Origin of the sequence: Lentilactobacillus raoultii (assembly GCF_900411375.1) — a bacterium.
GTDB lineage: Bacteria > Bacillota > Bacilli > Lactobacillales > Lactobacillaceae > Lentilactobacillus > Lentilactobacillus raoultii.
Map to the genome: position 1 here is coordinate 90,447 of NZ_LS422998.1, position 23,078 is coordinate 113,524.

At 42.4% G+C, this 23,078-nt stretch carries 18 protein-coding genes; 12 read left to right on the forward strand and 6 right to left on the reverse strand.

The window, feature by feature from the left end:
- Window positions 1-118: 118 nt before the first annotated feature.
- Window positions 119-2,521, reverse strand: a complete 2,403-nt coding sequence (locus ED605_RS11715) for a phosphoketolase family protein (RefSeq protein ID WP_121979069.1) — start codon at window positions 2,519-2,521, stop codon at window positions 119-121.
- A 373-nt stretch (window positions 2,522-2,894) separates the two neighbouring features.
- On the opposite strand from ED605_RS11715, the gene ED605_RS11720 reads away from it, so the two are divergent.
- Window positions 2,895-3,728 (forward strand): carbon-nitrogen hydrolase family protein, encoded by an 834-nt coding sequence (locus ED605_RS11720; protein WP_225419128.1) that lies wholly within the window; start codon window positions 2,895-2,897, stop codon window positions 3,726-3,728.
- Window positions 3,729-3,876: 148 nt separating this feature from the next.
- Here ED605_RS11720 and ED605_RS11725 read toward each other — a convergent pair whose 3' ends face one another.
- Window positions 3,877-5,001, reverse strand: a complete 1,125-nt coding sequence (locus ED605_RS11725) for an alkaline phosphatase family protein (protein ID WP_121979071.1) — start codon at window positions 4,999-5,001, stop codon at window positions 3,877-3,879.
- Between the two features lie 134 nt (window positions 5,002-5,135).
- On the opposite strand from ED605_RS11725, the gene ED605_RS11730 reads away from it, so the two are divergent.
- The 8 genes from ED605_RS11730 to ED605_RS11765 all read left to right on the forward strand — a co-directional run bounded on the left by ED605_RS11730 (window position 5,136) and on the right by ED605_RS11765 (window position 13,768).
- Window positions 5,136-6,038, forward strand: a complete 903-nt coding sequence (locus tag ED605_RS11730; RefSeq protein WP_121979072.1) for a LysR substrate-binding domain-containing protein — start codon at window positions 5,136-5,138, stop codon at window positions 6,036-6,038.
- Window positions 6,039-6,272: 234 nt separating this feature from the next.
- Complete coding sequence (locus tag ED605_RS11735; protein ID WP_121979073.1) at window positions 6,273-6,713, forward strand: hypothetical protein; 441 nt, start codon at window positions 6,273-6,275, stop codon at window positions 6,711-6,713.
- A 1,023-nt stretch (window positions 6,714-7,736) separates the two neighbouring features.
- A complete protein-coding gene (locus ED605_RS11740; RefSeq protein ID WP_121979074.1) occupies window positions 7,737-8,900 on the forward strand; it encodes a 2-isopropylmalate synthase in 1,164 nt (387 codons plus the stop codon).
- On the forward strand, window positions 8,900-9,979 hold the full coding sequence (leuB, locus tag ED605_RS11745; protein WP_121979075.1) for a 3-isopropylmalate dehydrogenase: 1,080 nt from the start codon (window positions 8,900-8,902) through the stop codon (window positions 9,977-9,979). Before ED605_RS11740 ends, leuB begins: the two co-directional genes overlap by 1 nt.
- Window positions 9,957-11,330, forward strand: coding sequence for a 3-isopropylmalate dehydratase large subunit (gene leuC, locus ED605_RS11750; protein WP_121979076.1), 1,374 nt, complete (start codon window positions 9,957-9,959; stop codon window positions 11,328-11,330). Before leuB ends, leuC begins: the two co-directional genes overlap by 23 nt.
- Window positions 11,331-11,335: 5 nt before the next feature.
- On the forward strand, window positions 11,336-11,920 hold the full coding sequence (gene leuD, locus ED605_RS11755) for a 3-isopropylmalate dehydratase small subunit (protein WP_121979077.1): 585 nt from the start codon (window positions 11,336-11,338) through the stop codon (window positions 11,918-11,920).
- Window positions 11,921-11,976: 56 nt separating this feature from the next.
- Complete coding sequence (locus tag ED605_RS11760; protein ID WP_121979078.1) at window positions 11,977-13,269, forward strand: MFS transporter; 1,293 nt, start codon at window positions 11,977-11,979, stop codon at window positions 13,267-13,269.
- Window positions 13,270-13,480: 211 nt separating this feature from the next.
- Window positions 13,481-13,768, forward strand: a complete 288-nt coding sequence (locus ED605_RS11765) for a hypothetical protein (protein ID WP_121979079.1) — start codon at window positions 13,481-13,483, stop codon at window positions 13,766-13,768.
- Window positions 13,769-13,876: 108 nt separating this feature from the next.
- On the opposite strand, the gene ED605_RS11770 is transcribed toward ED605_RS11765, so the two are convergent.
- From ED605_RS11770 to ED605_RS11780, 3 genes are all read right to left on the reverse strand, one after another.
- Window positions 13,877-14,872 (reverse strand): matrixin family metalloprotease, encoded by a 996-nt coding sequence (locus ED605_RS11770; protein WP_121979080.1) that lies wholly within the window; start codon window positions 14,870-14,872, stop codon window positions 13,877-13,879.
- A gap of 432 nt (window positions 14,873-15,304) precedes the next feature.
- Complete coding sequence (locus tag ED605_RS11775; protein ID WP_121979081.1) at window positions 15,305-15,766, reverse strand: YbaK/EbsC family protein; 462 nt, start codon at window positions 15,764-15,766, stop codon at window positions 15,305-15,307.
- Window positions 15,767-15,778: 12 nt separating this feature from the next.
- The gene (locus tag ED605_RS11780) at window positions 15,779-17,179 is read right to left on the reverse strand and encodes an amino acid permease (protein WP_121979082.1); all 1,401 of its coding nucleotides are present in this window, start codon (window positions 17,177-17,179) and stop codon (window positions 15,779-15,781) included.
- Between the two features lie 495 nt (window positions 17,180-17,674).
- On the opposite strand from ED605_RS11780, the gene ED605_RS11785 reads away from it, so the two are divergent.
- Entirely contained in the window at window positions 17,675-18,592 is a 918-nt protein-coding gene (locus ED605_RS11785) for a CAP domain-containing protein (RefSeq protein ID WP_225419129.1), read from the forward strand.
- A 71-nt stretch (window positions 18,593-18,663) separates the two neighbouring features.
- On the opposite strand, the gene ED605_RS11790 is transcribed toward ED605_RS11785, so the two are convergent.
- Window positions 18,664-20,046, reverse strand: a complete 1,383-nt coding sequence (locus ED605_RS11790) for a sugar porter family MFS transporter (protein ID WP_121979083.1) — start codon at window positions 20,044-20,046, stop codon at window positions 18,664-18,666.
- Between the two features lie 532 nt (window positions 20,047-20,578).
- On the opposite strand from ED605_RS11790, the gene ED605_RS11795 reads away from it, so the two are divergent.
- Complete coding sequence (locus ED605_RS11795) at window positions 20,579-21,499, forward strand: helix-turn-helix domain-containing protein (RefSeq protein WP_121979084.1); 921 nt, start codon at window positions 20,579-20,581, stop codon at window positions 21,497-21,499.
- A gap of 663 nt (window positions 21,500-22,162) precedes the next feature.
- Window positions 22,163-22,912: a sugar phosphate isomerase/epimerase family protein gene (locus ED605_RS11800; protein ID WP_121979085.1), complete on the forward strand. Its 750-nt coding sequence runs from the start codon at window positions 22,163-22,165 to the stop codon at window positions 22,910-22,912.
- The last annotated feature ends 166 nt before the right edge of the window (window positions 22,913-23,078 follow it).

Here is a 23,078-nt window from a genome sequence, read left to right on the forward strand (position 1 = left end):
TTCGCCATCCAGTATATAACCAACTTTGTTTGTCTGGCAAGGAAATGAGAAAATTCAAAAACGTTCTTCTGACCATTAAGGCTAGAAGGACGCTTTTTAGAAGGAGTTGTTATGAAGTTTAGTTAGTCGCTAAATCACGATTGAGGGTCCCTGACCAGTGCCAGTTTTTAACTTCCGGAATATCAGTCCCATATTCACGGATGTAATCGTGATGCTTTTGAAGCAGTTGATCCATCTTTGCCTTAAAGTCAGTGGCTTCCTGGTTAAATTTGGTACGGCTGATGGCATCCTTTGCCAAGTGATAACGATCCAATTCGTTTAGAACCCGCATGTCAAATGGTGTGGTGATGTCACCGTTCTCACGATAACCATGAAAACTGAGATTGTGATTATGACGGTGGTAAACCAGCCCACGGAAGGTGTTTTCAAAGCCGTGGAAGGCGAAGATGACCGGCTTGGTAGTCGTAAATAACTTGTCAAATTCATCATTGGTTAAGCCGCGACCGTCTTGATCTTCATTGGCTGGCCGTAACTTCAAGATGTCGATGACGTTGATGAAGCGAACCTTGAGTTTTGGAAAGGCTTGGTGCAGCAAATCAATAGCGGCTAAGCTTTCCATTGTGGCTTCAGTACCGGCTGTCGCAAAGATAATGTCAGGTGTGCCGTCACCGTCGTTGGAAGCCCAAGGAATAATCCCCAAGCCGTCTTTAACCAGCCGGGTGGCTTCATCCATCGAGAACCATTGTGGGCGTGGGTGCTTGGAAGCCACAATCAAGTTAATTTTTTCGCGGGCTTGCAGGGCCGAATTCATCACTGCCAGCAAGGAATTGGCATCTGCCGGCGTATATTCGTTAACTAGTTCATGACCTTTTTCTGCCAAGTGGCCCAACATGCCGGGATCCTGATGAGTGTAACCATTATGATCTTGTTGGAAGGCGTGGGAAACGTTCATGATGTTAAGGGATGGATAATCATGACGCCATGGTTGTTCGGATGCCTTTCGTAACCATTTGTAGTGTTGAGTCAACATTGAGTCAATGACTCGGGTAAAGGCTTCGTATGAAGCAAAGAATCCATGGCGGCCACTAAGAACGTAACCTTCAAGCCAGCCTTCAGCCTGATGTTCTGATAGCTGTGAATCAATTGTCCGGCCTGCTGGAGCCATATTTTCATCGTTTGGTGTCTTAATTGGTTCCAACCACTGTCGTTTGCCGTCATCCAACATGGAGAAGAATTTGTTGGATTTGGTTTCATCTGGTCCAAATGCCCGAAACGAGTGAGGATTATCCGCCATAATTTGACTGTAGAAATGAGACAGCACTTCAGTATCCTGGGCTTCTTTAGCGCCTGGCTTGGTGATCTTAAGGGCAAACTTTTGTGGATCAGGCATCTTTAACGGTTGGGCATTGATGCCACCATTGGTAATCGGGTTCATTGCCATGCGTTGGTTGCCATCAGGGGTGGTTTCTTTAATCACCTGTTTGATTGAACCATTTTGGTTGAAAATTTCTTCAGGGTAGTAAGATTTCAGCCAAGTCGTCAGCATTTCCTTATGAGTCATATCTCCGGCACTGACTGGAATCGGTACTTGATGAGCTCTAAAGGAGTTTTCAATCGGGTTACCGGCCAAATCAGTCTTAGGACCCGTCCAGCCCTTTGGCGAACGTAAAATCAGCATTGGCCAATGAGGCAGTGAAGCATCTTGTTGAGTTCGAGCGTGCTTTTGAATGGCTTTAATCTCGGAAATAATGGTGTCCATGGTGACAGCCATTGTCCGGTGAACGCGTTGATAATCTTTTGGATCACCGTCGGTCTCAACAAAGTATGGTTTCCAGCCCATGCCTTCAAAGTAGTTGGTTAATTCTTGGTCACTCATTCGGGATAGCAGCGTTGGGTTGGAAATTTTAAATCCGTTTAGATTAAGCATTGGCAACACGGCGCCGTCATTAATTGGATTGATGAATTTGTTTGAGAACCAGGAAGCGGCAAGTGGCCCGGTTTCAGCTTCCCCGTCACCAATTTCAACGGCCGCGATGACGTCTGGGTTATCCAGAATAGCACCGGTCCCATGAGAAATCGAGTAACCAAGTTCGCCACCTTCGTGCATGGAACCCGGTGTTTCGGGCGCCGCGTGAGAAGCAATGCCGCCAGGAAACGAAAATTGTTTAAATAGTCGTTGCAACCCGGTTTCGTTTTGGGCAATTTTAGGATAAATCTCACTGTAACTGCCATCCAGATAAGAATTGGAAACCATTACCTGGCCACCATGACCGGAGCCTTCAATATAAAACATGTTTAAGTCATATTTTTTGATGACCCGGTTTAAATGGGCATACATAAAGTTTTGTGAGGCAATCGTGCCCCAGTGGCCGATTGGCTTGATTTTAACATCGTCAGCCACCAACTCTCGTTTCAATAGTGGATTGTCGCGTAAGAAGAGTTGACCAACTGATAAATAGTTTGCTGCGTTCCAGTAGAGGTTGACTTTTTGTAAATAATCATCGGAATCAAAGTTTGGCATCAAAATCCCTCCAAAAATGTTGTTCATCATTATTGACAACCAATTTGCTTATCGGACCGGTCCAATATCAAATTACAACTGTAGTGTACGGCTAAAGATCAAGCAAGTCAATGGATTTGGCGATTCCAATTGTTTATTTTGACATAAGCTGTTCTTATAATTAATAAAGTCAATAGTCATCTAAGCTTATTTTAGTTAATTGGTGTGCCCAAGCTAAGATAAATCGGTCATCACATTTCTTTGAAGAAGTTTTTAAAAGCGATTGACTAATTAATCAAAATGATTATAATTTAGTCAATAAATGTTAGAAAACATCACATTAAATAAATTTGACTCTTATTATTCGTTTAATCTAGTGCTCAAGGGGGCGTTAATGATGAAGGTTCAAGTCGCAGCTGTTCAGTTTCAACCAGAGCTAAACCGGGTCAGCTTTAATTTAAATGCCATGGCAGATTGGGTCGATCAGATTAAAGCCCAACATTTTCGAACAGAGTTAATCGTTTTTCCGGAGCTTAGCACGACCGGCTATGAGTGTGGGCAAAAGTTTTTTGATTTAGCAGAGCCGGTTAACGGAGCAGCCGTTTCATTTATGCAAAGGGTGGCCGCTAAATATCGGGTCCATCTGATTTTTGGCTTTGCCGAACGGGATCCTAAAATGCGACAGCGACTCTATAATTCGAGTGTCTTGATTGACGATGACGGACAGGTGGTGGGTGTTTATCGCAAGGTGCATCTTTTTGATACCGAGCAACGGTATTTCACGCCTGGTAACGCATACCCGGTTTTTAAAACCAAAATTGGCACTTTGGGAATGATGATTTGCTACGACACGTTCTATCCGGAAGCAGCCAGAGCGTTGGCACTGAAGCAGGCTGATCTGATCACTGTTTCCACCAACTGGGAACGACCGCGGGTTCACGATTGGGAACTCTGTGTTCGAGCCAGGGCACTGGATAATATTGTGCCCATTGTCGCAGCTAATCGGATTGGGCTTGATAATAGGTTGGAATTCTTTGGTCATAGCAAAATTATTGATCCGCTAGGCAATGTGCTTGCCGATTTGGATCACGAACGAGCCGGATACATTCAGGCCGAAATTGATTATCAACAGACGAGGGGGCTTCGAAATGGCTATTATTCGATTTTTCAAGACGCACACCCTGAAACGTATTCTGAAGCATGGTCTGTACAAAGAGCCACTAATTAGAAAGATTCGGTGTCAACCGTGGTAAAATCGTTAAAGCATTTTGAATGAAAGGTCATCTATTAGGAGAGTTTGTCAAAAGGTAAACATGACAATTACGATCCAGTTTATCTGGGACACTTTTTTGAGTGAAACCTCAGTTTTTCTCAAATCAGAAGGCCAACAGCTGTTTCAAATGGTTAAAAAGATCTCGTGAAGTTTCATATTCAGTAGGTCGAGTCTCTTGATTTGAAATACAAAATAACGGTACTTCTAATTCATGAAGAGACCCGTGTGAACGACCAGGGTAATTTTTGAGGACTTCTTTATCCTGTAATCCAAATGCGACATCTTTTGCGGCAAATACAAGTAAGTCACCTATTCTTTGCCCGTTTAAATGGTAATTAACGACTGCTTCGTCTCTTGTTAGCACTTTCTCAATACCTGGTAATTGTTGAACAACAATTTTAACGTGATCAACATCGCTAGGATTGCTTACGTAGATATATGCGGCTCCTGATTCCTGATACTGATGATTCTTTAGATAGCGGTCCGCTAGTGGCAGAATAACAGTAGTTGAAAAATTCTGACGATTAAGAAATGTCTGAAGATTAATTAGTGTAGGTTTATTATTCATGCCATGGTCAGCTGTGATATAGATTGTTCTGTCAGGCTCAAGTTGGTGAATTTCAGCAATTTGTTGATCAATCTGGCTGATGAACTGACGGGCGTGCGGATTGTCTGGGGAAAAATGGTGCATTATATAATCGTTGGTAGTCGCATAAACAAAGTCAGGAGATTTAGACCGGATTAGTTGCTTGGCAGTTTCAACAACCCACTTGCCACTTTCTAAACTATCAATCCTTGGTGGCAGTTTAGTGCCAATAGACTTTAGGAAATCGTTATCTGGTTTTTCTGCATTAATTCGGTAAGTTGCTTTCTGCCCAAAAATTTCGTCAATTTTACCTTTTACCGTTAGCAAAGCCGAACTCAAATGTTGCTTCTTGAGTTCAGCAAAAATTGTAGGAGCATTGAGATACTTTGGTGATTCGATAAACGTTTTTTCATTGGTTCGTTTATTAAAAAAGACGTTCCCGTTAATTCCGTTAACCTCCGGGAATTTGCCGGTTAAGATGCGAGCATGGTTAACATTTGTTACAGTTGGGATTTGACTATCAATAATTTTATAAAATCCATTGGTGTCTGTAGCTAATTTATTAATATTAGGAGCTGATGACTTTGTTAAATAATCTGTAGCGGCGCCATCAATTAAGACAATCATTGCTTTGTTCATCATGTGAGAATCCTTCTTTATTATTTATTTTAATGCAGTTTTAGAGTATCATTGTTGTGTAAAAAGCTTGTATTGTCAGTATTACGTTAAGATTAATTGAATAAAAATATTAAATAGGGGTATTAATAATATTAATCATGGTAACTTTAAAATCGTTAAGAACGTTTATACAACTTTCTGAAATTGGAAATTATTCTAAAACTGCCAAAAAATTACATTTAAGTCAGCCCACCGTCTCAGTTCATATCAAATCCCTTGAAGACGAATTGCATACTAAACTTTTAAAGTATGATGGCAGTAAATATAAGCCGACTGAAGATGGTTATTTTGTTTTGAACTACGCTTATAAAATTTCCCATCTTGAAACGGATTTACGCCATGCTTTTGAGAACCGAAACGTTAAAGAGACCAACCTAAGAGTTGCGGCAACATCAGTGGGGACTATTTTGGTTCCAGAAATTTATGATTTAGTCAACGAAAAGCTTCCGAATACTTATTTGATGATAAATATCAGTAATTCTTCAAAGGCACTTGCCAGTTTAACTTCAGCAGACATGGATTGTGTTGTTGCCCCTCTGAATGATCGGCAGTTAAATAATTACCAAAAATCGTATTATGTAACAGTTGTTGCAAAAGACATCGTATATTTTGTTGCCAATCGAAGCCATCCTTTAGCCCAAAAACGTAAAGTTGGCATAGCTGATTTGCAGGACCAAATTTTTGTTATGAGAGAAGAGGGGTCTAGTACAGCTGACATGTTAAGTTGTTTTTTGCGTCAAAATCAAATTAAAGCCAAAAACATTATTCGCGTTTCTCAACACGAAACGGTATATCGAACGCTTAGTAGGGGAAATGGTATTGGATTATTATCAAAATTTTGGATTCCAAAGAATGATGCTAATCTAAAATTCTTAAGTATTAGTGGCTTTCCTGTTGAGAGGAATATCTATTTAATTTCTTCAAAGAATAACTTACAAATCAAAAAATTTAAGGAAGTGCTTACGTCACTTTTTAGAAATCAAAGAAGCCTGCAAAATTGATGAATTAGTTTGTGCTTTATGACAGAGCAGTTGCATCACTGCCACTTTAACTTGCTTAAACAGTTTCGAAACAAATTCTAAAAAGATCACAATTTAATTGATAGCAATTTATAAATCAAAAAGCCTAATTAGATAATATTTAATTAAATTTTTGTGAATGGGCGCACTACAATGTGAAAAAAGTGATAAAATATTTTTTGTTGTGACATATTTTATCATCTGGAGGTTATGAGGATGCGTTCGCAGAAATTATTGGTAATCGGCTTTCTTTTAGGGGGAGCGTGGTTATTAAATACCAGTGCTCAGGCCAGCACCTATCATCGTGGGACGCCTAAAGCTTTGCGGGGATGCTGGTATTCAGGGAAAAAGTCGTATTTGGAGTATTGGGCAAACCACACGGGAATGAACCAGCTTCAATATTCGCCAACCTATGGCGGTTATTTGAAGGCTGACCCGTATGGACTGACGTATGTTAAATACAAATATTTGGGCTATCATACCTATCGAATTACCGGTTGGACTTACTCAACTTCTCAGGATTTTCGAGAAATCGCGCCAACCAGTGAACGATACACGTATAATGTCAGGCTACTAAGTTCACAGCAACTTTATCTGTGTGATCGCCAGACGACTTATACCAAGTATCAAGTGACGCCAAGTTGGATAGTCGAGTGAAATGACCCAGAATAATGATTAGGGATAACCCTAATTTCTCTCATTTAAGGAGCTGCCTAAAAAGTCAAATTTAAGGTGGCTCCTTTTTATTTTTCTATAATCGATGATATATTACTGAATTTGACTTTGAATCCTCATGTATTCGTCATGATCGAATTTGACGAAGTGTTAAACTAGCGATGCTTTCTAAAAATCAATAACATTTTAGTTAATTTTCTTTGGCGATGATCACTTTCTGAATGTGAAAATAAAAAGAAAATAATTAAAAACTGTGTTGACAAACTGTGAAAAAGCTTTGTATACTAGCACCAATCAATTTGATGAACGACGTGTTAATCAATCGTTAAGTAGTGACCAGCGAAGTTTAAAGAAAGCATCGTTGATGAGAAGATGTATCTTCCTGGTGAATGAAAGTGTGGTTGAGCGAAAATCCTTTTCGAGGGACTTGGGACTGGCTTCCCTTAAAAAAGTCGGAGTATCGAACTTAAATCGGTACTCGTTGAGGTTATTCATGTGAGTGAATGACAAAGTTAGGTGGTAACACGGTTAAACGTCCTTTTCAGCATTAAGCTGAGAGGGCGTTTTTTGTTCATCAAAAATAAATTAGGAGATGGTTGACCATGTATCAAAATCAAAGAACTTCAAATGTGAGTTGGCCGCATTTATGGTTAACAGTCTGACCTTCATCGATCTGTTGGCATCGACCAACTTCACAATGAACCCACATATCTTCACAAGTTAGTGAAGAACATTCGGGAGCAATCCCGACACATAGTTAATTTAACTAAATCTGAATGAACGAGAACGATTAAACGAAGGGAGCTGTTTTAAATGACTAAGGCAATTGCATCAGTAAAATTCAACAAGGTTTCATTTAAAGCAGCTGCGTTATTAGCCTTATTACTTTGAAGCGGACTCGGACAATTTGGACGAGCCCTATTTGAGAAGCAATGGGGCGGTGAAAGTACCCCAGATGACTGGTGGTACTATTTTTTTACAAATTTTATTAAGGAGATCTTTATAATGACAAAACAAATTCAATTTTTCGATACAACGTTGCGTGACGGTGAACAGACAATTGGCGTGAACTTCAGTGTTGAACAAAAAGTCGCTATTGCAAAGGAACTTGAAAAATGGGGCGTTAATGTGATTGAAGCCGGCTTTCCCGTGGCTTCCCCGGAAGATTTTGAAGCCGTTCAGGCCGTGTCACGAGCAGTTTCTCATACGCAGGTTACCGGCTTAGCTAGAGCCCGAAAAGGTGATATCGATGCCTGCATCAAAGCCACAAAAGATGCGGTGAACAAACAGGTCCACGTCTTTATTGCCACCAGCCCAATTCATCGGGATTCCAAACTTCATATGACTAAAGAGCAGGTGATTGCAGCTATTCGCGATTCTGTCACATACGCTCATAAATTCTTTGATATCGTTGAATTTTCACCGGAAGATGCGACTCGCACCGAACCCGATTTCTTAGTTGATTCAATTGAAACCGCCATTCATGCCGGTGCTACCGTGATCAACATTCCCGATACGGTCGGGTACACCAACCCGGTAGAATTCGCCCGCTTGTTTAAGAATCTTCGCGAAAACGTTAAAGAGTTTGATGAGATTACCTTCTCCGTTCACTGCCACGATGATTTAGGGATGGCGGTTGCCAATAGTTTGGCTTCAATTGAAAATGGGGCTACCCGAATTGAAGGCACCATCAATGGCATTGGTGAACGGGCCGGAAACGCCGCTCTTGAAGAAGTGGCCGCTGCTCTTTATGTCCGTAAAGACTACTATGACGCTACCAGCAACATTGATTTGAAAGAAACTAAACGGATTTCTGATATGATCAGTGACTTCGCCAACATGCCGGTGCCACATAACAAAGCCGTGGTTGGTGCTAATGCCTTTGCCCACGAATCGGGGATTCACCAAGACGGGATGCTGAAGAATCCACAAACTTATGAGATTTTGACACCGGAATCAGTGGGTGCCAACAAGACGACGTTACCACTTGGCAAACTGTCAGGATCGCACGCTGTGATGGCCAAATTAAACCAAATCGGCTATCACGTGGATCGCGAGGATATGAAGAAAATCTTCCCAATCTTTAAGCGGGTGGCAGATGATGAATCAATTGTCACTGAGACTGATTTAAAGAAAATTATGGATAAAGTAAAGGAGGCCGTTCATTAATGAGTGATCAAATTGCAAAGATTACAGTTTTGCCGGGTGATTATATCGGCCCGGAAATTATGAAAGCCGGGTTGGCCGTCTTAAAAACCGTCAGCGAAGATGAGTTTGCTTACCAAATTGATGAGCGACCCTTTGGCGGGGCCGGAATTGATGAAACTGGCGATCCGTTGCCTGAGGCCACTTTGGCATCGGCAAAAGCTAGTGATGCCGTTTTATTAGCCGCGATTGGTGGGCCAAAGTGGGATCGGGCAATTAAACGGCCTGAAAAGGGGCTGCTGGAGATTCGTCAGAAATTAAATTTATTTGCGAATATTCGCCCAACTTCAATTAGCCGGGCAATGCAAAAGTATTCGCCGATTAAGCAGGTCGAGCCAGTCGACTTTGTGATTGTCCGTGAGTTAACCAGTGGCATCTATTTTGGCCAACCAAGAGAAATTGATGACTACCGCGCGATTGACACGATGCACTATACGGTTGATGAGATTCGTCGAGTGGCCCAAGTAGCGTTTGAAATGGCTGAAAAGCGACGTCAACACGTTACGATGGTGGATAAAGCTAACGTCTTGGCAACCAGCAACCTTTGGCGGCGAGTGGTTGAAGACGTTTCAGCCGACTATCCGGACGTGACGTATGACACCAGTTATGTTGACGCGGCTGCCATGAAAATCATCAGTGCCCCGGAACAGTTCGACGTTATTTTAACCGAGAACATGTTTGGCGACATTTTAAGTGATGAATCCGCTGAAATTACGGGTTCACTTGGGACCATCCCGTCGATGAGTCGAGGAACCACCGGACCAGCGCTTTATGAGCCGATTCATGGGTCGGCGCCGGATATTGCCGGCAAGGGGATTGCCAACCCGCTTTCGATGATTAACTCGGTTGCCATGATGCTTCGGCACTCGTTTGATCGACCGGATTTGGCCGATGAAATTGCGAAGGGTGTCGACGCCGTTATTGAAAGCGGCATTGTGACCCCTGATTTAGGTGGTCAGGCGACAACTGATCAAGTTACCAGCGCCATTATTAATCAAATTTGTGAAAGAAGGAACGCGTATGTCGAAAACAATGTTCGATAAAATTTGGGATCAACACGTCATTACCGGGAAAGTGGGCGAGCCACAGTTAATTTATGTTGATTTACATTTACTACATGAAGTAACCTCACCCCAAGCTTTCGAAGGATTACGTGAAAATCACCGAAAAGTTCGCCGGACCGACAAAACTTTCGCGACAATGGATCATAATGTGCCCACCGTCGATATCTTTAACATTCAAGATGAAATTGCTCGAAAACAGATTGATACCTTGCAGAAAAATGCTGAAGAGTTTGGCATTCGCTTAGCTGGGATGGGGGACGAAGATCAGGGAATTATTCACGTGATTGGCCCTCAGTTGGGATTGACCCAGCCCGGCATGGTCATTGTGTGTGGTGATTCCCATACTGCCACCCATGGTGCTTTTGGTTCAATTGCTTTTGGGATTGGGACCAGCGAGGTCGAACATGTTTTGGCAACTCAAACAATTTGGCAGACTAAACCCAAAACCATGGGCATCCACGTTCATGGGAAGTTGCCACGTGGCGTTTATGCTAAAGACATTATCATGGGGATTATTGCCAGAGAAGGCGTGGCGTTTGGCACCGGATATGCTGCCGAATTTTATGGCGATACTATCGATCGGATGAGCATGGAAGAACGGATGACCCTCTGCAACATGGCAATCGAAGGCGGCGCCAAGATGGGTAGCATTCATCCCGATCAAACCACTTTTGATTACGTAAAAGGCCGGCAATACGCGCCTAAAAATATTGAGAAGGCCATTACCTATTGGCAACAGTTTAAAACCGATGATGAAATGGCTTTTGATAAAGTGGTCGATTTTGATGTGACTGATTTGGCACCGTATGTCACCTGGGGAACTAATCCTGGGATGGCCGTTCCAATCGATCAGCAATTCCCCGAAATTCAGGATGAGGATGACCGTAAAGCTTATGACTACGTTGGTTTGAAACCGGGTCAAAGGGCTACTGAAATTCCGATTAAATGGGCCTTCTTTGGTTCCTGTACCAATGGCCGGTTGTCTGATTTGAAAATTGCTGCTCAAGTCTTAAAGGGTCATCACATTGCGAAAGGGCTGACGGCTTGGGTGGTTCCCGGCTCGCGAGCCATTAAGGAGCGGGCTGAAGCAATTGGGATTGATAAGATCTTTAAAGCGGCTGGTTGTGAGTGGCGGGAACCCGGCTGCTCCGCCTGCTTGGGGATGAATCCTGATCATGTCCCGGCCGGCATTCACTGTGCCTCGACTTCTAATCGAAACTTTGAGGGCCGCCAAGGTGTCGGCTCACGGACGCATTTGGCCAGCCCAGCGATGGTAGCCGCAGCCGCCATTCATGGTCACTTTATTGATCTTCGAAAACAGGAGGCGTAAGTTAAATGGAAAAAATTAATGTGATTAAGAGTACGTCGATTCCGATTATGCGGGATAATATCGATACAGATCAACTGATTCCCAAGCAATTTTTAAAAAATATTTTGAAGACCGGTTATGGCAAAAATCTATTCTATGATTGGCGATATCTCCGACCAAATAAGCCCAATCCTGAGTTTGTTTTAAATCGGCCGGAACGACAGGGTGCCGAAATTCTGATTGCCGGTGACAACTTTGGTTGCGGTTCTTCTCGAGAGCACGCGGTTTGGGCATTGAAAGACTGGGGCTTTCGAGTTGTAATTGCCGGTGGGTACAGCGATATTTTCTATATGAATAGTACCAAAAATGGTTTTTTAGCAATTAAATTGCCAAAGGATCAGCGGGAATTTTTGGCCCAAGCTGCGCCGGATGAAAAAATTACCGTTGATTTACCCAACCAAACGGTCAGCTTTCGGGGAAAGGTTTTCCCGTTTGAGATTGACCCGCTGTGGAAACATAAATTTGTGAATGGCTTGGACGACATTGCCATTACGATGAATTATGAACAGCAAATTGAAGATTACGAATCAAAAATTCCTGATTTTGGATAATTGACTTTAACTTGAATTAAGTTTAAGAGACGAGAAAGTTTAGGGGGTAGGTGCCTATGGAAAGACAAATCAGTCTACAGGGTCGAATTGACCGAACAAAAGAGTCACCATTATTCTATGAAATTTTTGCGTTGGTAGCTGGCGGCATGTTTTTGGATGCCGTAGATGTTTACCTGGCCAGTGCCGTAGCAACCACCGTTTTAAAGGCGCATTGGTCAACCTTACAATTAAATTCCTACTTCTTATCAAGTGGGTTTCTCGGTTTATTTCTTGGTTCGATCATTGCCGGCTTTATCGGCGATTTGAAGGGCCGGCGAGTCGCTTATCAGATTAACTTATTAATGTTTGGTGGATTTACCTTTTTAGGCGCTTTTGCTCCCAATATGGCTTTCTTGATTTTTTGCCGGCTGATGGCCAGTGTCGGCTTGGGATCAGAAATTGTGACCGGATATTCAATGATTAATGAATTTGCCCCAATACATAGTCGCGGCAAATGGTGTGCCACAACGTCGCTGGTTGCGAATTGTGGGGCCCCGATCACAATGATTCTTTGCAGTGCGATTATTCCCCGCTATGGCTGGCGGGTGATGTTTATGGCCGTTGGGATTGTGGCTGCCATTCTTTGGTACTTGCGGCGCAACATTCCTGAATCCCCACGTTGGTTGATGGCGCATGGACGAGATGATGAGGCCCGAGCGATCATCGAAAGACTGGAAGTTAATGGGATTAACGACGATGTTGATTCTGTCACTGTCAAAAAGCGTGAAGTGGTCCACCATTCACTTTGGGTAAGCTTATTTGTCGCAACGGTTGCGGCTTCGGCCACCATTATTTGCCAGTACACATTTACTTCATGGGTTCCAACACTTTTGAGTAGTCGGGGGATTAATATTTCCGGATCACTTTGGATGTCAGCCTTTATGATGGTAGGGGCACCTGTGGGATGTGCTGTGGGTGCTTATTTGGTTGATCGAATCGGTCGTAAAAAGACGATTGCGCCGGCTTTTTTCATGACGGCCGTCTTCGGTTTCATGTATGGCCAGCAATCAACGGTAGTTGGTGTCATGACAATCGGTTTTTTGCTGGAAGCTTGTTTTTACGTGTTGATGGCCTCAGTGATTGCCGTTTACGTTGCTGAACTTTTTCCAACCAAGTTTCGGTTCCGCGGTTCCGGCATTGCCAATGGGGCTGCCAAGCTCTTTACTGTTGCGATGCCGATCGTGGTGGCCTGGATGCTGAAAGTGACGAATGCCAACATGATCTTTTGGACAATTGGTGGGATTGCACTCTTTGCCGGAATTGTGGTTTGGGTGTTCGGTGATGAGACCAATCAAAAGGATATTGGTTAAAAAGTAATTGGTGTAGCAGTTTAGTTTAAAAACGTCTCAGAGAGGGGAACCAGTTCATAATTGGTGAGCCTTTCTCTTTGAGACGTTTTTCGCTTTGAAATAAAGAGGTCGTCAATATTTAATTTTTCTGTCATTGATTCTCAACTTAATTCTGATAAGATAACTTTAATACAATTGGTGAGTTTTAGTTAAGCTTAAAAGGAGTTTTTGGATGGAAAAATCACAACTTTCTGATCAAATTAATGACGCATTTATTGAATTTAATCGGGAAGCGTCCCGACATGCCGACAACACGTATGTTGCTCAACTGAATAGTCAAAATCAGCTGACTGTCATTGCCATTCCATATGGGAATCCGGATAAACCATATCAGTTGCCAGCAGATTTCCCTAAACTTTTGGCTGCCGTGTCCGACAAGGTTTACGCGGCTGAAACCGGTACCTTTTCACAATTAAAGAAGTTAGCCAATGAGGTTCAGCAGGAAGGCCTCAAGGGCTAGTTGATAGGTTAAAATAACAGCTGTCAGGAAATTTAAAAGTTTCCGGCAGCTGTTATTTTAATCGGAGTCATTAATTACTTTCGCAATGATTTTCTGATGACTGTTAAGTTATTGTTTGTTGTACAAATATTTCAATGTATTGACGTCTGCTTCGGTAATGTGTTGCGTATATGGACTCTTTTCATAAGGATACATCACATCGTTTTCATCAGTGCTGTGAGCCAATCCAAGGGCGTGGCCAAGTTCATGAACCGCAATAAATTGCGTGTAGGCGTAATCTAAGTTGAAGCGTAAAACCTGTTCCGGCAAAATCCCAATGGTTGCCGACTTCATGGCGTAGAACCCTGCTGGATTACGTTTGGTGTCCCGTTGAATATAAGAAATACCAAGGGTTTCATCATCGGCACCGCTGGAATCAGCTGCAACATTGGTAATTTTAATATTAGCCTTATTATAATTACTGGTCTCGGTCAGGTTGACCACATTGACACTGTTCCATTCTTGAATAGCAGTGGTCCACAGCGTTCGTTCAGCAAGGCTCATTGCCGGATAAAAGGCATAGGTGATATTGCTTGACGACCAACTAACGCCCTGATCCGGCGTGTAGACTTTATTGGGATCCTTAACCGGTGTTTTAACCGTTTGAGTGGCCGTTGAACTACTGCTGGTCGAGGAGTTGTTATCAACGGCCGGCGTTGTCGAAGTTGTGGTTGTTGAGACATCATTTTTGACCGGCACGTTGGCTTTAGTTAAGTAACTGCTGTTGACCCAGCCCTTTAAGGTATTGGCATCGTTTGTAACATAACGATAAGTGCGATAGGTTCCCTTAATTTTGATCTTTCGCTGGGATTGACTGGAAAAGACAACCTTTTGGTGAGTTTTTAAATTAAAGAGTTTCTTGCTTAAATTGGCATTATAAGCATAGGCCTTTTTTGAAATGTTGGTTTTGACCCAGTAGCTGGTGGGTTTGGTTTTAACAACTTTGGTGGCCTGAATTTTTGATTTGGCCTGAATTGTGTTGGCCGGTTTGAAGACGCCGACCGTCCCCAGAATAGCGACTGAAAGTGTCGCTAGAATAACAGATCTGATTCGACGATAATTCATTTTGGGTGCAGTCCTTTCTTAATAGAATTTCGAACACGAAAATGATTAAAAAGTGATCATATTCTTAATACCCCTCATATGATAACTATTATACTCAAATTAAGTGAGTGAATCAAAGCGATTAGCACCCGGAAGATAAGGCGTCGATCGGGGAAATCCCGTTTTTGGATTTTTCCGATCGATCCCTTATCTGGAGCGGTGCTGCTTTGAGGAACTGTCCTAATAAAAGTGAGTGGATCAAAGCGGTTAATCTACGGAGACTAAGGCGTCAAATGGCGGGAAACCTGGGTTTGGCTTTTTGTCATTTGATCCCTTAGACGCAGTACATTGCTTTGAGGAAACTGTCCTAGGAAAAGTGAGCAGATCAAAGCACCTAACCAAAAAAGCCATCGGAAAATCCCGATAGCTTAAGAGAAGAAAAAAGTCTTAATTTTAAACGCTAACGGTCACCCATCTGACGGGATGACTCAGTTCAGTTAATTCGCTCAACGATAACTTTAAAGCATGATATTGGTCGCCAGCTGCCGGATACAGCCAAGGTAATCCCTTTAATGAAGTATCGAGATAAACCGGTAAATCATTCTCCAAGCCAATTGGATTAACCCCGCCAACCGGATAGCCAGTGGATTGTTGAACCTCTGCCGGCGGTAGCAGGTGGGGTCGAACATTAAATTCGGTTTTAAACAGGTGGTTGTTTAATCGCGCATTGCCACTTAGAACAACCACAATTGGTTGCTGGTTAACGTCAATCACCAGTGATTTTGCAATCGCATCAGGGTCAACGTGCAGGACGTCGGCGGCTTCTGCAACGGTGGCACCGGTGGCTGGTAAATCAATGTATCGGTCTTTTAAGTGATGGTAGCTTAATTCGTTCTTTAAATCGATCAGACTCATGTTAAAAACCTCCTAAAGGGATTCTTCGGAATTGGTAACGGTCAGTTTTCGTTGTCGGTAGGCCAACCAGCCATTGAAGACGATGGCCCAGATTAGTGCGCCAACAGCTGGAAACAGGGATGACTGATTGAAAAATAAACTGATGAAAATGGCTAGGAAAAAGGCGATGGTTAGCGGATTGGACCATCGATACTGAGGCATCTTAAAGCCATCTGTTTTGAAATCAGTTGAGTGCCGATATTGATAGTGAGCCACCATGGTCAGCATACATACCAGAATGTAAATGTCACTGGAGACCGATGCGATAAACGCAAAGGCAGTACTCAACGAATTAAAGGAACTAATAATTGGTGCCAGTAGCATCATGCCGGCTGAAAACAGAACACTTGTGATGGGAATCCCGTTTTTAGAAACCTTGGTAAGGAAGTTCATTCCTCTTGTCGGCGACTCTTCAGCCAGTTGATAGAGATGGCGACCAGTTGAAAAAATGGCGCTATTTAAAGTTGAACAAGCGGCCGCGATAACGACCAGATTAATGATTTGCGAAGCAGCGGGTAGCCCGGCTAATTTGAAGATTTGGACAAACGGACTTTCACTTGGATTTAACGTGTTCCATGGGGTAATTGCCATGATGATCAATAGCGAGCCAATATAGAATAGCAGGATCCTGCCGATAATTTGATTAACGGCTCTGGGTAGTACCTTTCGGGGGCGTTTGGTTTCGGCCGTGGTAATGCCGACAAATTCCATTCCTTGAAAGGCAAAGAAGACCATCGGAAAGGCGTTGATAAATTGATGTGCTCCGTTTGGAAATAGGGCAAAGTGATGAACTAAATTACCCCAAGAAGCGTTGGTGCCGGCTGGATTTTGGTGATGAGTGGTGATCAGGTAGATGCCGATGATGATCAGTGCCAGAATGGCCAGAATTTTAATGCCGGATAAAAGGGTTTCCGAGCGGCCAAAGGAACGGACCATGGCCAGGTTGACCAAAGTTAAAAGCAGCAGGAAGGCAACTTGAATCACCCAAGGCGCAACTCCTGGAAACCAAAATTTGAAGTAGGTGGAAATGGCGGTTAATTCAGCCATTCCGGCCAAAACCAACTCCAGCCAATAGCTCCAGGCCGCAAAGTAACCCAATTGGGGGTTAACGTACTTGCCAATAAATGAGACGAAGGTGTGTTGCTGCGGATCGGCATACATCATTTCACCGATTGCCCGCATTATTAAGAAAAAGAACCCACCAATGATTAGATAGACCAGCAAAATCGAGGGGCCGGTTCGATGAATGGTACTACCGGCGCCTAAAAATAATCCTGTGCCGATTGACCCACCAAAGGCAATCATTTGCACGGCTAAGTTGGAAAGCCCGCGAATGGTCCCATCAGCATTGATTTCAACATTATTTTTTGTCATAGTAACTACTCAACTCCTATCGTGACTGATTTTGAAGACAACTAAAAACGTCCCTGCAGAAAATTAATTTCTACAGGGACGTTGACGACGCGGTACCACCCAAATTTATGACTGTCTTGCGACAATCACCTCAGTAACTCATTTGACAATTAGCCGGCTACACTTGACTGATGTCATTAAGTCTGAGACTGTAACGGGTCTTACCGTAAGTTCCGCTTTCACGGGTCTTAATGCTCTGAGCTCATCTTCGCAGTCATCACTTTGCGGCCTTCTCATCAATTGGTCGCTCTCTTTAGAAAATGATTGATTGCTACTCTTCTCATCCACGCAATATGATAGATTATTTACACACCATAATATCATTAAAACTTAATATTTCAAGAGTAATCCAAACTTTTTTGAAGTTAAATGGTGAATTTAAAATTAATATTGTAGAATGAAAATATAACTGTCAGTCAATCGGCAGGCAGCCTAATTTGAGGGGATGTGAATGCAGTGAAAAAGCAGTTTATAATGGGAATTTTGACCGCAGCGTTAGGGGTAACGGCATTTGGAGGAGATTTAGCAAATAGCCATCAAGTTAACGCTAGCCAAAGGATAAAAGTCATTAAAACGGCCAAGTTGGCGGGAGCCGATTATCATGTCACAGGTGGTTATTTGTATTCAACTAAACAGTTAACTAAACGTATCCATAATGCAAAAAATTATCGGCAGACGCGCTTCTTTTCGAATCGTGTGGTGACCATTCAGCGCGCGAATGGCCACCGAGCAAAGTATCAGTACGTGATTTCCAGAAATGGCCGGATTTTTGGATGGATTTGGCAGGGAGACCTTAAGAAACTTCCTGATAAGCAATCTTCAAAAACGAATTCGAACCAGTCATCCGGGGGTAGTAGTATTTCTTCAACCAAAGCCGAGCAGTCAGCAACTGACGATTCAGATGCAACATCTCAAAAGACTGATAATCCGATTAGCAATTTTTCATTAAGTGATTATCGGGCCAGCTTCCTTAAATATTTGAATCAGGAACGGGCAACTCGAGGCTTACAACCTTATACCGAAGATTCAAATTTGGATGCCTTGGCTCAGCTTCGGTCGACCCAGATTGTGACGCATTTTGCCCATGAAGATGACCAGGGAAACATCATTGCTGAGGAGTTGGCCGGTCAATTCAATGTTGATGACTTTGGTGCCGAATGCTTGGCCCAAAATTTTTGGGACAGTGATAGTACCAGTGATTCGGTTGCCCGAAAAGACGTCCATGAGTATATATACAATGATGCAGATTCCAACTGGGGTCACCGGGACATCTTACTAAATGCTGATTTAAAAACTATTGGGATGGGTGCCACTTTGCATGAACACACTGGTGGGTTTATGGGGACCTGGACAGCTGCAGATTTTGGCTATTAACTAAAAAATTGGTTATTGCTCTCACTCATGATAGCGAGAAACGATAACCAATTTTTTAGTTATTTCTAGAATTAATTGGCTGATTTCTTCAAAGCAGCCTTTTGACGCATTTCCATTTCAATGTGTTCAAGTGATTTGCCCCGGGTTTCCGGTACCATGTAAATCACGAAGAAGATTGAAAGGACAGCGAAGAAAGCAAAGACGGCAAATGGGCCACCAACGTTGTTATGGAACATGCTTAGCAGAACCAGGAAGAATTGAGAAACAATGAAGTTTCCAATCCAGTTGGCAGCTGAACCAATGGAGTTCCCAACGCCACGAACGTTCAATGGGAAAATTTCACCCAGCATCAACCAGCAAATTGGGCCCCATGAAACCGCAAAGCCGAAAATGTAAATGCCAATTAGAATCATGGTTGGCACAGCGGCGGCTTGAACGCTTAACGTGTAATTCAAAACGGACAGAATTCCGATTGAAACAGCCATCACGATTGAACCAAAGAGTAAGATGGTTCGACGGTTGAATTTGTCCATAATCTGATAAGCCAAGACGGTGCAAAGGAAGTTAACAACACCAATGCCAACCGAAATCCAAATGGCGTTGCCTTCAGCGAAGCCAAATCCTTTAATGAAGACTTGTGGCAGGAAGTAAATGACTGAGTTAATCCCAACCAATTGTTGCAGCAACATTAAACCAATCGCAACAATCACTGCCGGACGAGCAAAGGTTACCAGTTCCTTCCAGCCACCTTTTGGTTGATTAGCAATTTTTTGAATATCAGCGAGTTCCTTATCCGGATCTTCACCGGTATTCTTTCGTAATTCATGTAAGACGTCACGGGCGTTATTGACATCCCCCTTTTCAACCAGGTAACGTGGTGATTCAGGCAAAATCAATGAACCAATGAAGAGAATTGCGGCTGGAATCAAAGCTGACCCAAGCATCCATCGCCAATCACGAATTCCTAACAGGTTGTGATGCAGAAAACTCAGGTTGGAAACGTAAGCCAGTAGAATCCCAGCGGTAATCATTAGTTGAAACATGGTTCCTAACGATCCCCGATGAGGTGCATCAGCCAATTCAGCTAGATAGGCCGGTGTCAAAGCGGAAGCCGACCCAACGGCAAAACCTAGAATAATTCGGGCCGTGACCATGGAAGCAAAACCAACTGCCACCATTGAAAGGCCGGAACCAATTAAAAAGAGAATTGAAGCAACCAACAATAGTCGTTTTCGACCAAACTTATCCGAAAGTGTTCCAATAGAAAGCGCTCCAATTGAGGAACCAATCAGAACAGAGGATGTAATAAAGCCGGTTTGCTCAATGTTTAAATTGAAGTCATTTTCGATTAAGGAAGAGGCTCCCGAAATAATGCCAGTATCAAATCCGAATAACAGGCCTCCTAAGGCACCGAAAATGAAGATAAAGAAAATGCTTAAGTGTCGAGCACGCATATGAATCCCCCCTGACTTAAAGTAAGCTATTAACTTTTACGATTGTTAATTGTAAACCCTTTCAGTAAGAACGCAAGCGTTTGCATCAGCCTCTCAAGACATTATGAAAACGAGATAAACACTGTTATCACGAAGCATCCAGCCCTGTTTTGAAAAGCCAATCAAACAAAATTATTTGGATTTACATTCATCATTATGGCACGGAAAAGGAATTTTTCAACGAAAAGGGTTTTAAATGAGTGCTGGATAAACCGGTTGATTGCCTGTGGCAGCTATCCTTATGAAGTGAGAAAAATCAATCTTTTACATGCAGAGGTTTGTTTGGAGGAGCAGTCCTAATAATAAATTTATTGGAAATTTATGCGGTTTAGTGACTATTAGGTGTCATTCTAATTATGATTAGATTTCAAAAATTTAATCTAGGTTACATCTTGAGGAAGCTTGTTGACATGCATCATTGTATAACTTAAAGTTTAACTCATAACCACCATTTAATGATTGGTTTGGTTACTTATAGTCAGGGGGTTGGGTAATGGGACAGCAAACAAATAAATCGCTATTTCAGAATCAGCTGAAAGTGGGGCTGACCGTAAAGCGAGTCCGGCTCGATAAGGGAATGCGGGCAAAAGACGTTTATGATGGGATCGTTTCGAGATCCAGTTATTTTCGATTTGAAAATGGGCAGCATAATACCAACGTTCAAAATTTAATGGCCTTCTTAAGTCGGATGCAGGTAGGAATTAGTGAGTTTGTTTCGCTGCTGTTTTATCATTCGGATGGCTATCAAAGGGTGATTGCTGATTTAAATCTTGGCTTAGAGCAGGCTAAACTTAATTGCAGTCTCAGCTCGCTTCGTCTGGAGCAACGACAAGCGGCTTCTCGTTATCATCAAACCGGAAGCCTAATTGATTATCATAATATGTTGAGATTAGCGATGTATATCGAATACTTCGAACGGGGTCGGTTGGAAAAAACGGCTTGTAATCTGACGACCCTTAATAATTACTTATTTAATATTGATCATTATTATCAGTATGAGCTGAACCTCTTTATTTCGATTTGCCAATTACAACCTTTGGAAATTCTCGACTTGTTATTACCACGGGCAATGCGAACGGCTGCTAAAATTATTAATCCAACGTTGGCACATCAGACACCGGTTGAAGTTTTAAACCATGCCGTGACAACGGCGATTCATCATCAAAATTATCATTACTTTAAAAAATTTGTGCGAATGACCAATCGGGTTAAAATTCCGCAAACGGCGGTTTTAGCCGGTGTGGGCTGCCGAATTTACCGATATTTTTTGAGTTATTGTGAGCAGGGCCATCACTTGATCGAAATTAAGCAGGCCCGTGAGTGTTTAGCTTTTGTCAAAAATATTGTCAGCCATGAATTAGTTGAACCGCTGGTTAATGATGAACGACAACTTGAGGATTGGTTGTTGCAATAATTAATAACGTTGCACTTATGCGCCACTCCATGCTAAATTTATTATTTTATGCTAGTCTAATCATGCGTGGCAATCGTGATGATGATTGTCACCACTGTGAAAAGCCTGGTTAAATTTTTCGTGATTCACGGTTAATGATTTCATGATTCAGCCAATGTTAGGAGAACCGGCACAATTCCTCAGTGTCGGTATGTGAGATCAAGGTTCGAAATAAAACCGCAACTGATTTTTTGAATCAAGCAGATACCTAACAATAAATGGGGAAGAATACATTAACTGTGAAAGTAGTTTAATCACGATCCCCCGGTGGACAATTTGTGCCAATTACTTTATCAACTTGTGAACCAATCAATTAAGATCAGGCTTTTCACAGGCAAAATTAAAAATCCCGTTACTTGGTTAAACAGAAAGCGGTACGTTCTGTTTGACTGGGTAGCGGGATTTTTTGTTGAAATTTTTTGAATAAAGTTTTTAATGTAATCGTTAACCTAAAAATATCTTTTCTTGTTATATTTTATCGAGTTCACTGGTTTATCAGTTATCTTAAACGCTTTCAAAATTGTTGACATTAATTAGGTAATCGTTTACCATATCAATCGTAGATAAATTGAAGAATGGTTGCAGGGAAAAATTGAAGACACCAAGGCAATGGAGGACTTAATCATGACACTCATTTTAAACACGTGGATTTTTGAACAAGCAGTTAAAAACGGCACCACTCAAGCCGACTTGGTTAATCGAACAGCTAAGCTTGGCGCGGATGGGATTGAGGTTCGGCGCGAGTATTTTCAGGATGTTTTGACCGAAACAGCAGCGGTTGGCCGCCAAGCCGAAAAAACCGGCCTAATCGTTAATTATAGTGTGCCAGACGAGTTGTTTCTGTCAGATGGGACGTTGAACCCTAAATTGCCAACTTATTTTGATGAAGCCAAAGCGATGGGCGTTTCGAAGATCAAGTTTAATACCGGGGCTTTCGATCGGTTTAGCGGTGATTTAAAGCAGGCTTTTAGTAAATTACCGATTAATGAAATCGAACTAAACGTCGAAAATGATCAAACTAAGGTTTCCGGTAACGTTGCACCAATCAAAAAGTTCTTGGATGCATCACGCCGGGCTGGACTTAATCAAATCGGTTATGTGTATGATTTGGGAAACTGGGCCTTTACCGGTAACGATGCCATTGCCAGTGCCAAAGCCTTGGCAGAGTTTACTAACTATATTCATCTAAAAAATACCATTGAGAATCAAGGTCGTTTAACAACGTCAGATGATTTGAATACCGGGATCTATGATTGGCAGCAAATTTTAGCCGACTTACCAAATGATGTGCCAATTGCCTTGGAATATCCAATGGCAACTGATGACCAGATTGCGGCTCAGATGGCACTATTGAAGACTGGCATGGAGGAATAATCATGGTTTCAACAATTAGTGCAATTTTATTATTATTAACTGAAACTTGAAAGCTAAAAATCACTTCAATATTGCGTGATTTTTGGCTTTTTCTGATCAAAATTAAAACGCAAGGGCTCCTGCGCTGTATACTTTAATTGACAAAAGAAAGATACAAAGGAGTGCT

Excerpts from the sequence above, each read along its gene's own strand:
- ED605_RS11715 (WP_121979069.1), bottom strand. The coding sequence starts at position 2,521 with ATGCCAAACTTTGATTCCGATGATTATTTACAAAAAGTCAACCTCTAC.
- ED605_RS11720 (WP_225419128.1), top strand. The coding sequence starts at position 2,895 with ATGATGAAGGTTCAAGTCGCAGCTGTTCAGTTTCAACCAGAGCTAAAC.
- ED605_RS11725 (WP_121979071.1), bottom strand. The coding sequence starts at position 5,001 with ATGATGAACAAAGCAATGATTGTCTTAATTGATGGCGCCGCTACAGAT.
- ED605_RS11730 (WP_121979072.1), top strand. The coding sequence starts at position 5,136 with ATGGTAACTTTAAAATCGTTAAGAACGTTTATACAACTTTCTGAAATT.
- ED605_RS11735 (WP_121979073.1), top strand. The coding sequence starts at position 6,273 with ATGCGTTCGCAGAAATTATTGGTAATCGGCTTTCTTTTAGGGGGAGCG.
- ED605_RS11740 (WP_121979074.1), top strand. The coding sequence starts at position 7,737 with ATGACAAAACAAATTCAATTTTTCGATACAACGTTGCGTGACGGTGAA.
- leuB (WP_121979075.1), top strand. The coding sequence starts at position 8,900 with ATGAGTGATCAAATTGCAAAGATTACAGTTTTGCCGGGTGATTATATC.
- leuC (WP_121979076.1), top strand. The coding sequence starts at position 9,957 with ATGTCGAAAACAATGTTCGATAAAATTTGGGATCAACACGTCATTACC.
- leuD (WP_121979077.1), top strand. The coding sequence starts at position 11,336 with ATGGAAAAAATTAATGTGATTAAGAGTACGTCGATTCCGATTATGCGG.
- ED605_RS11760 (WP_121979078.1), top strand. The coding sequence starts at position 11,977 with ATGGAAAGACAAATCAGTCTACAGGGTCGAATTGACCGAACAAAAGAG.
- ED605_RS11765 (WP_121979079.1), top strand. The coding sequence starts at position 13,481 with ATGGAAAAATCACAACTTTCTGATCAAATTAATGACGCATTTATTGAA.
- ED605_RS11770 (WP_121979080.1), bottom strand. The coding sequence starts at position 14,872 with ATGAATTATCGTCGAATCAGATCTGTTATTCTAGCGACACTTTCAGTC.
- ED605_RS11775 (WP_121979081.1), bottom strand. The coding sequence starts at position 15,766 with ATGAGTCTGATCGATTTAAAGAACGAATTAAGCTACCATCACTTAAAA.
- ED605_RS11780 (WP_121979082.1), bottom strand. The coding sequence starts at position 17,179 with ATGACAAAAAATAATGTTGAAATCAATGCTGATGGGACCATTCGCGGG.
- ED605_RS11790 (WP_121979083.1), bottom strand. The coding sequence starts at position 20,046 with ATGCGTGCTCGACACTTAAGCATTTTCTTTATCTTCATTTTCGGTGCC.
- ED605_RS11795 (WP_121979084.1), top strand. The coding sequence starts at position 20,579 with ATGGGACAGCAAACAAATAAATCGCTATTTCAGAATCAGCTGAAAGTG.
- ED605_RS11800 (WP_121979085.1), top strand. The coding sequence starts at position 22,163 with ATGACACTCATTTTAAACACGTGGATTTTTGAACAAGCAGTTAAAAAC.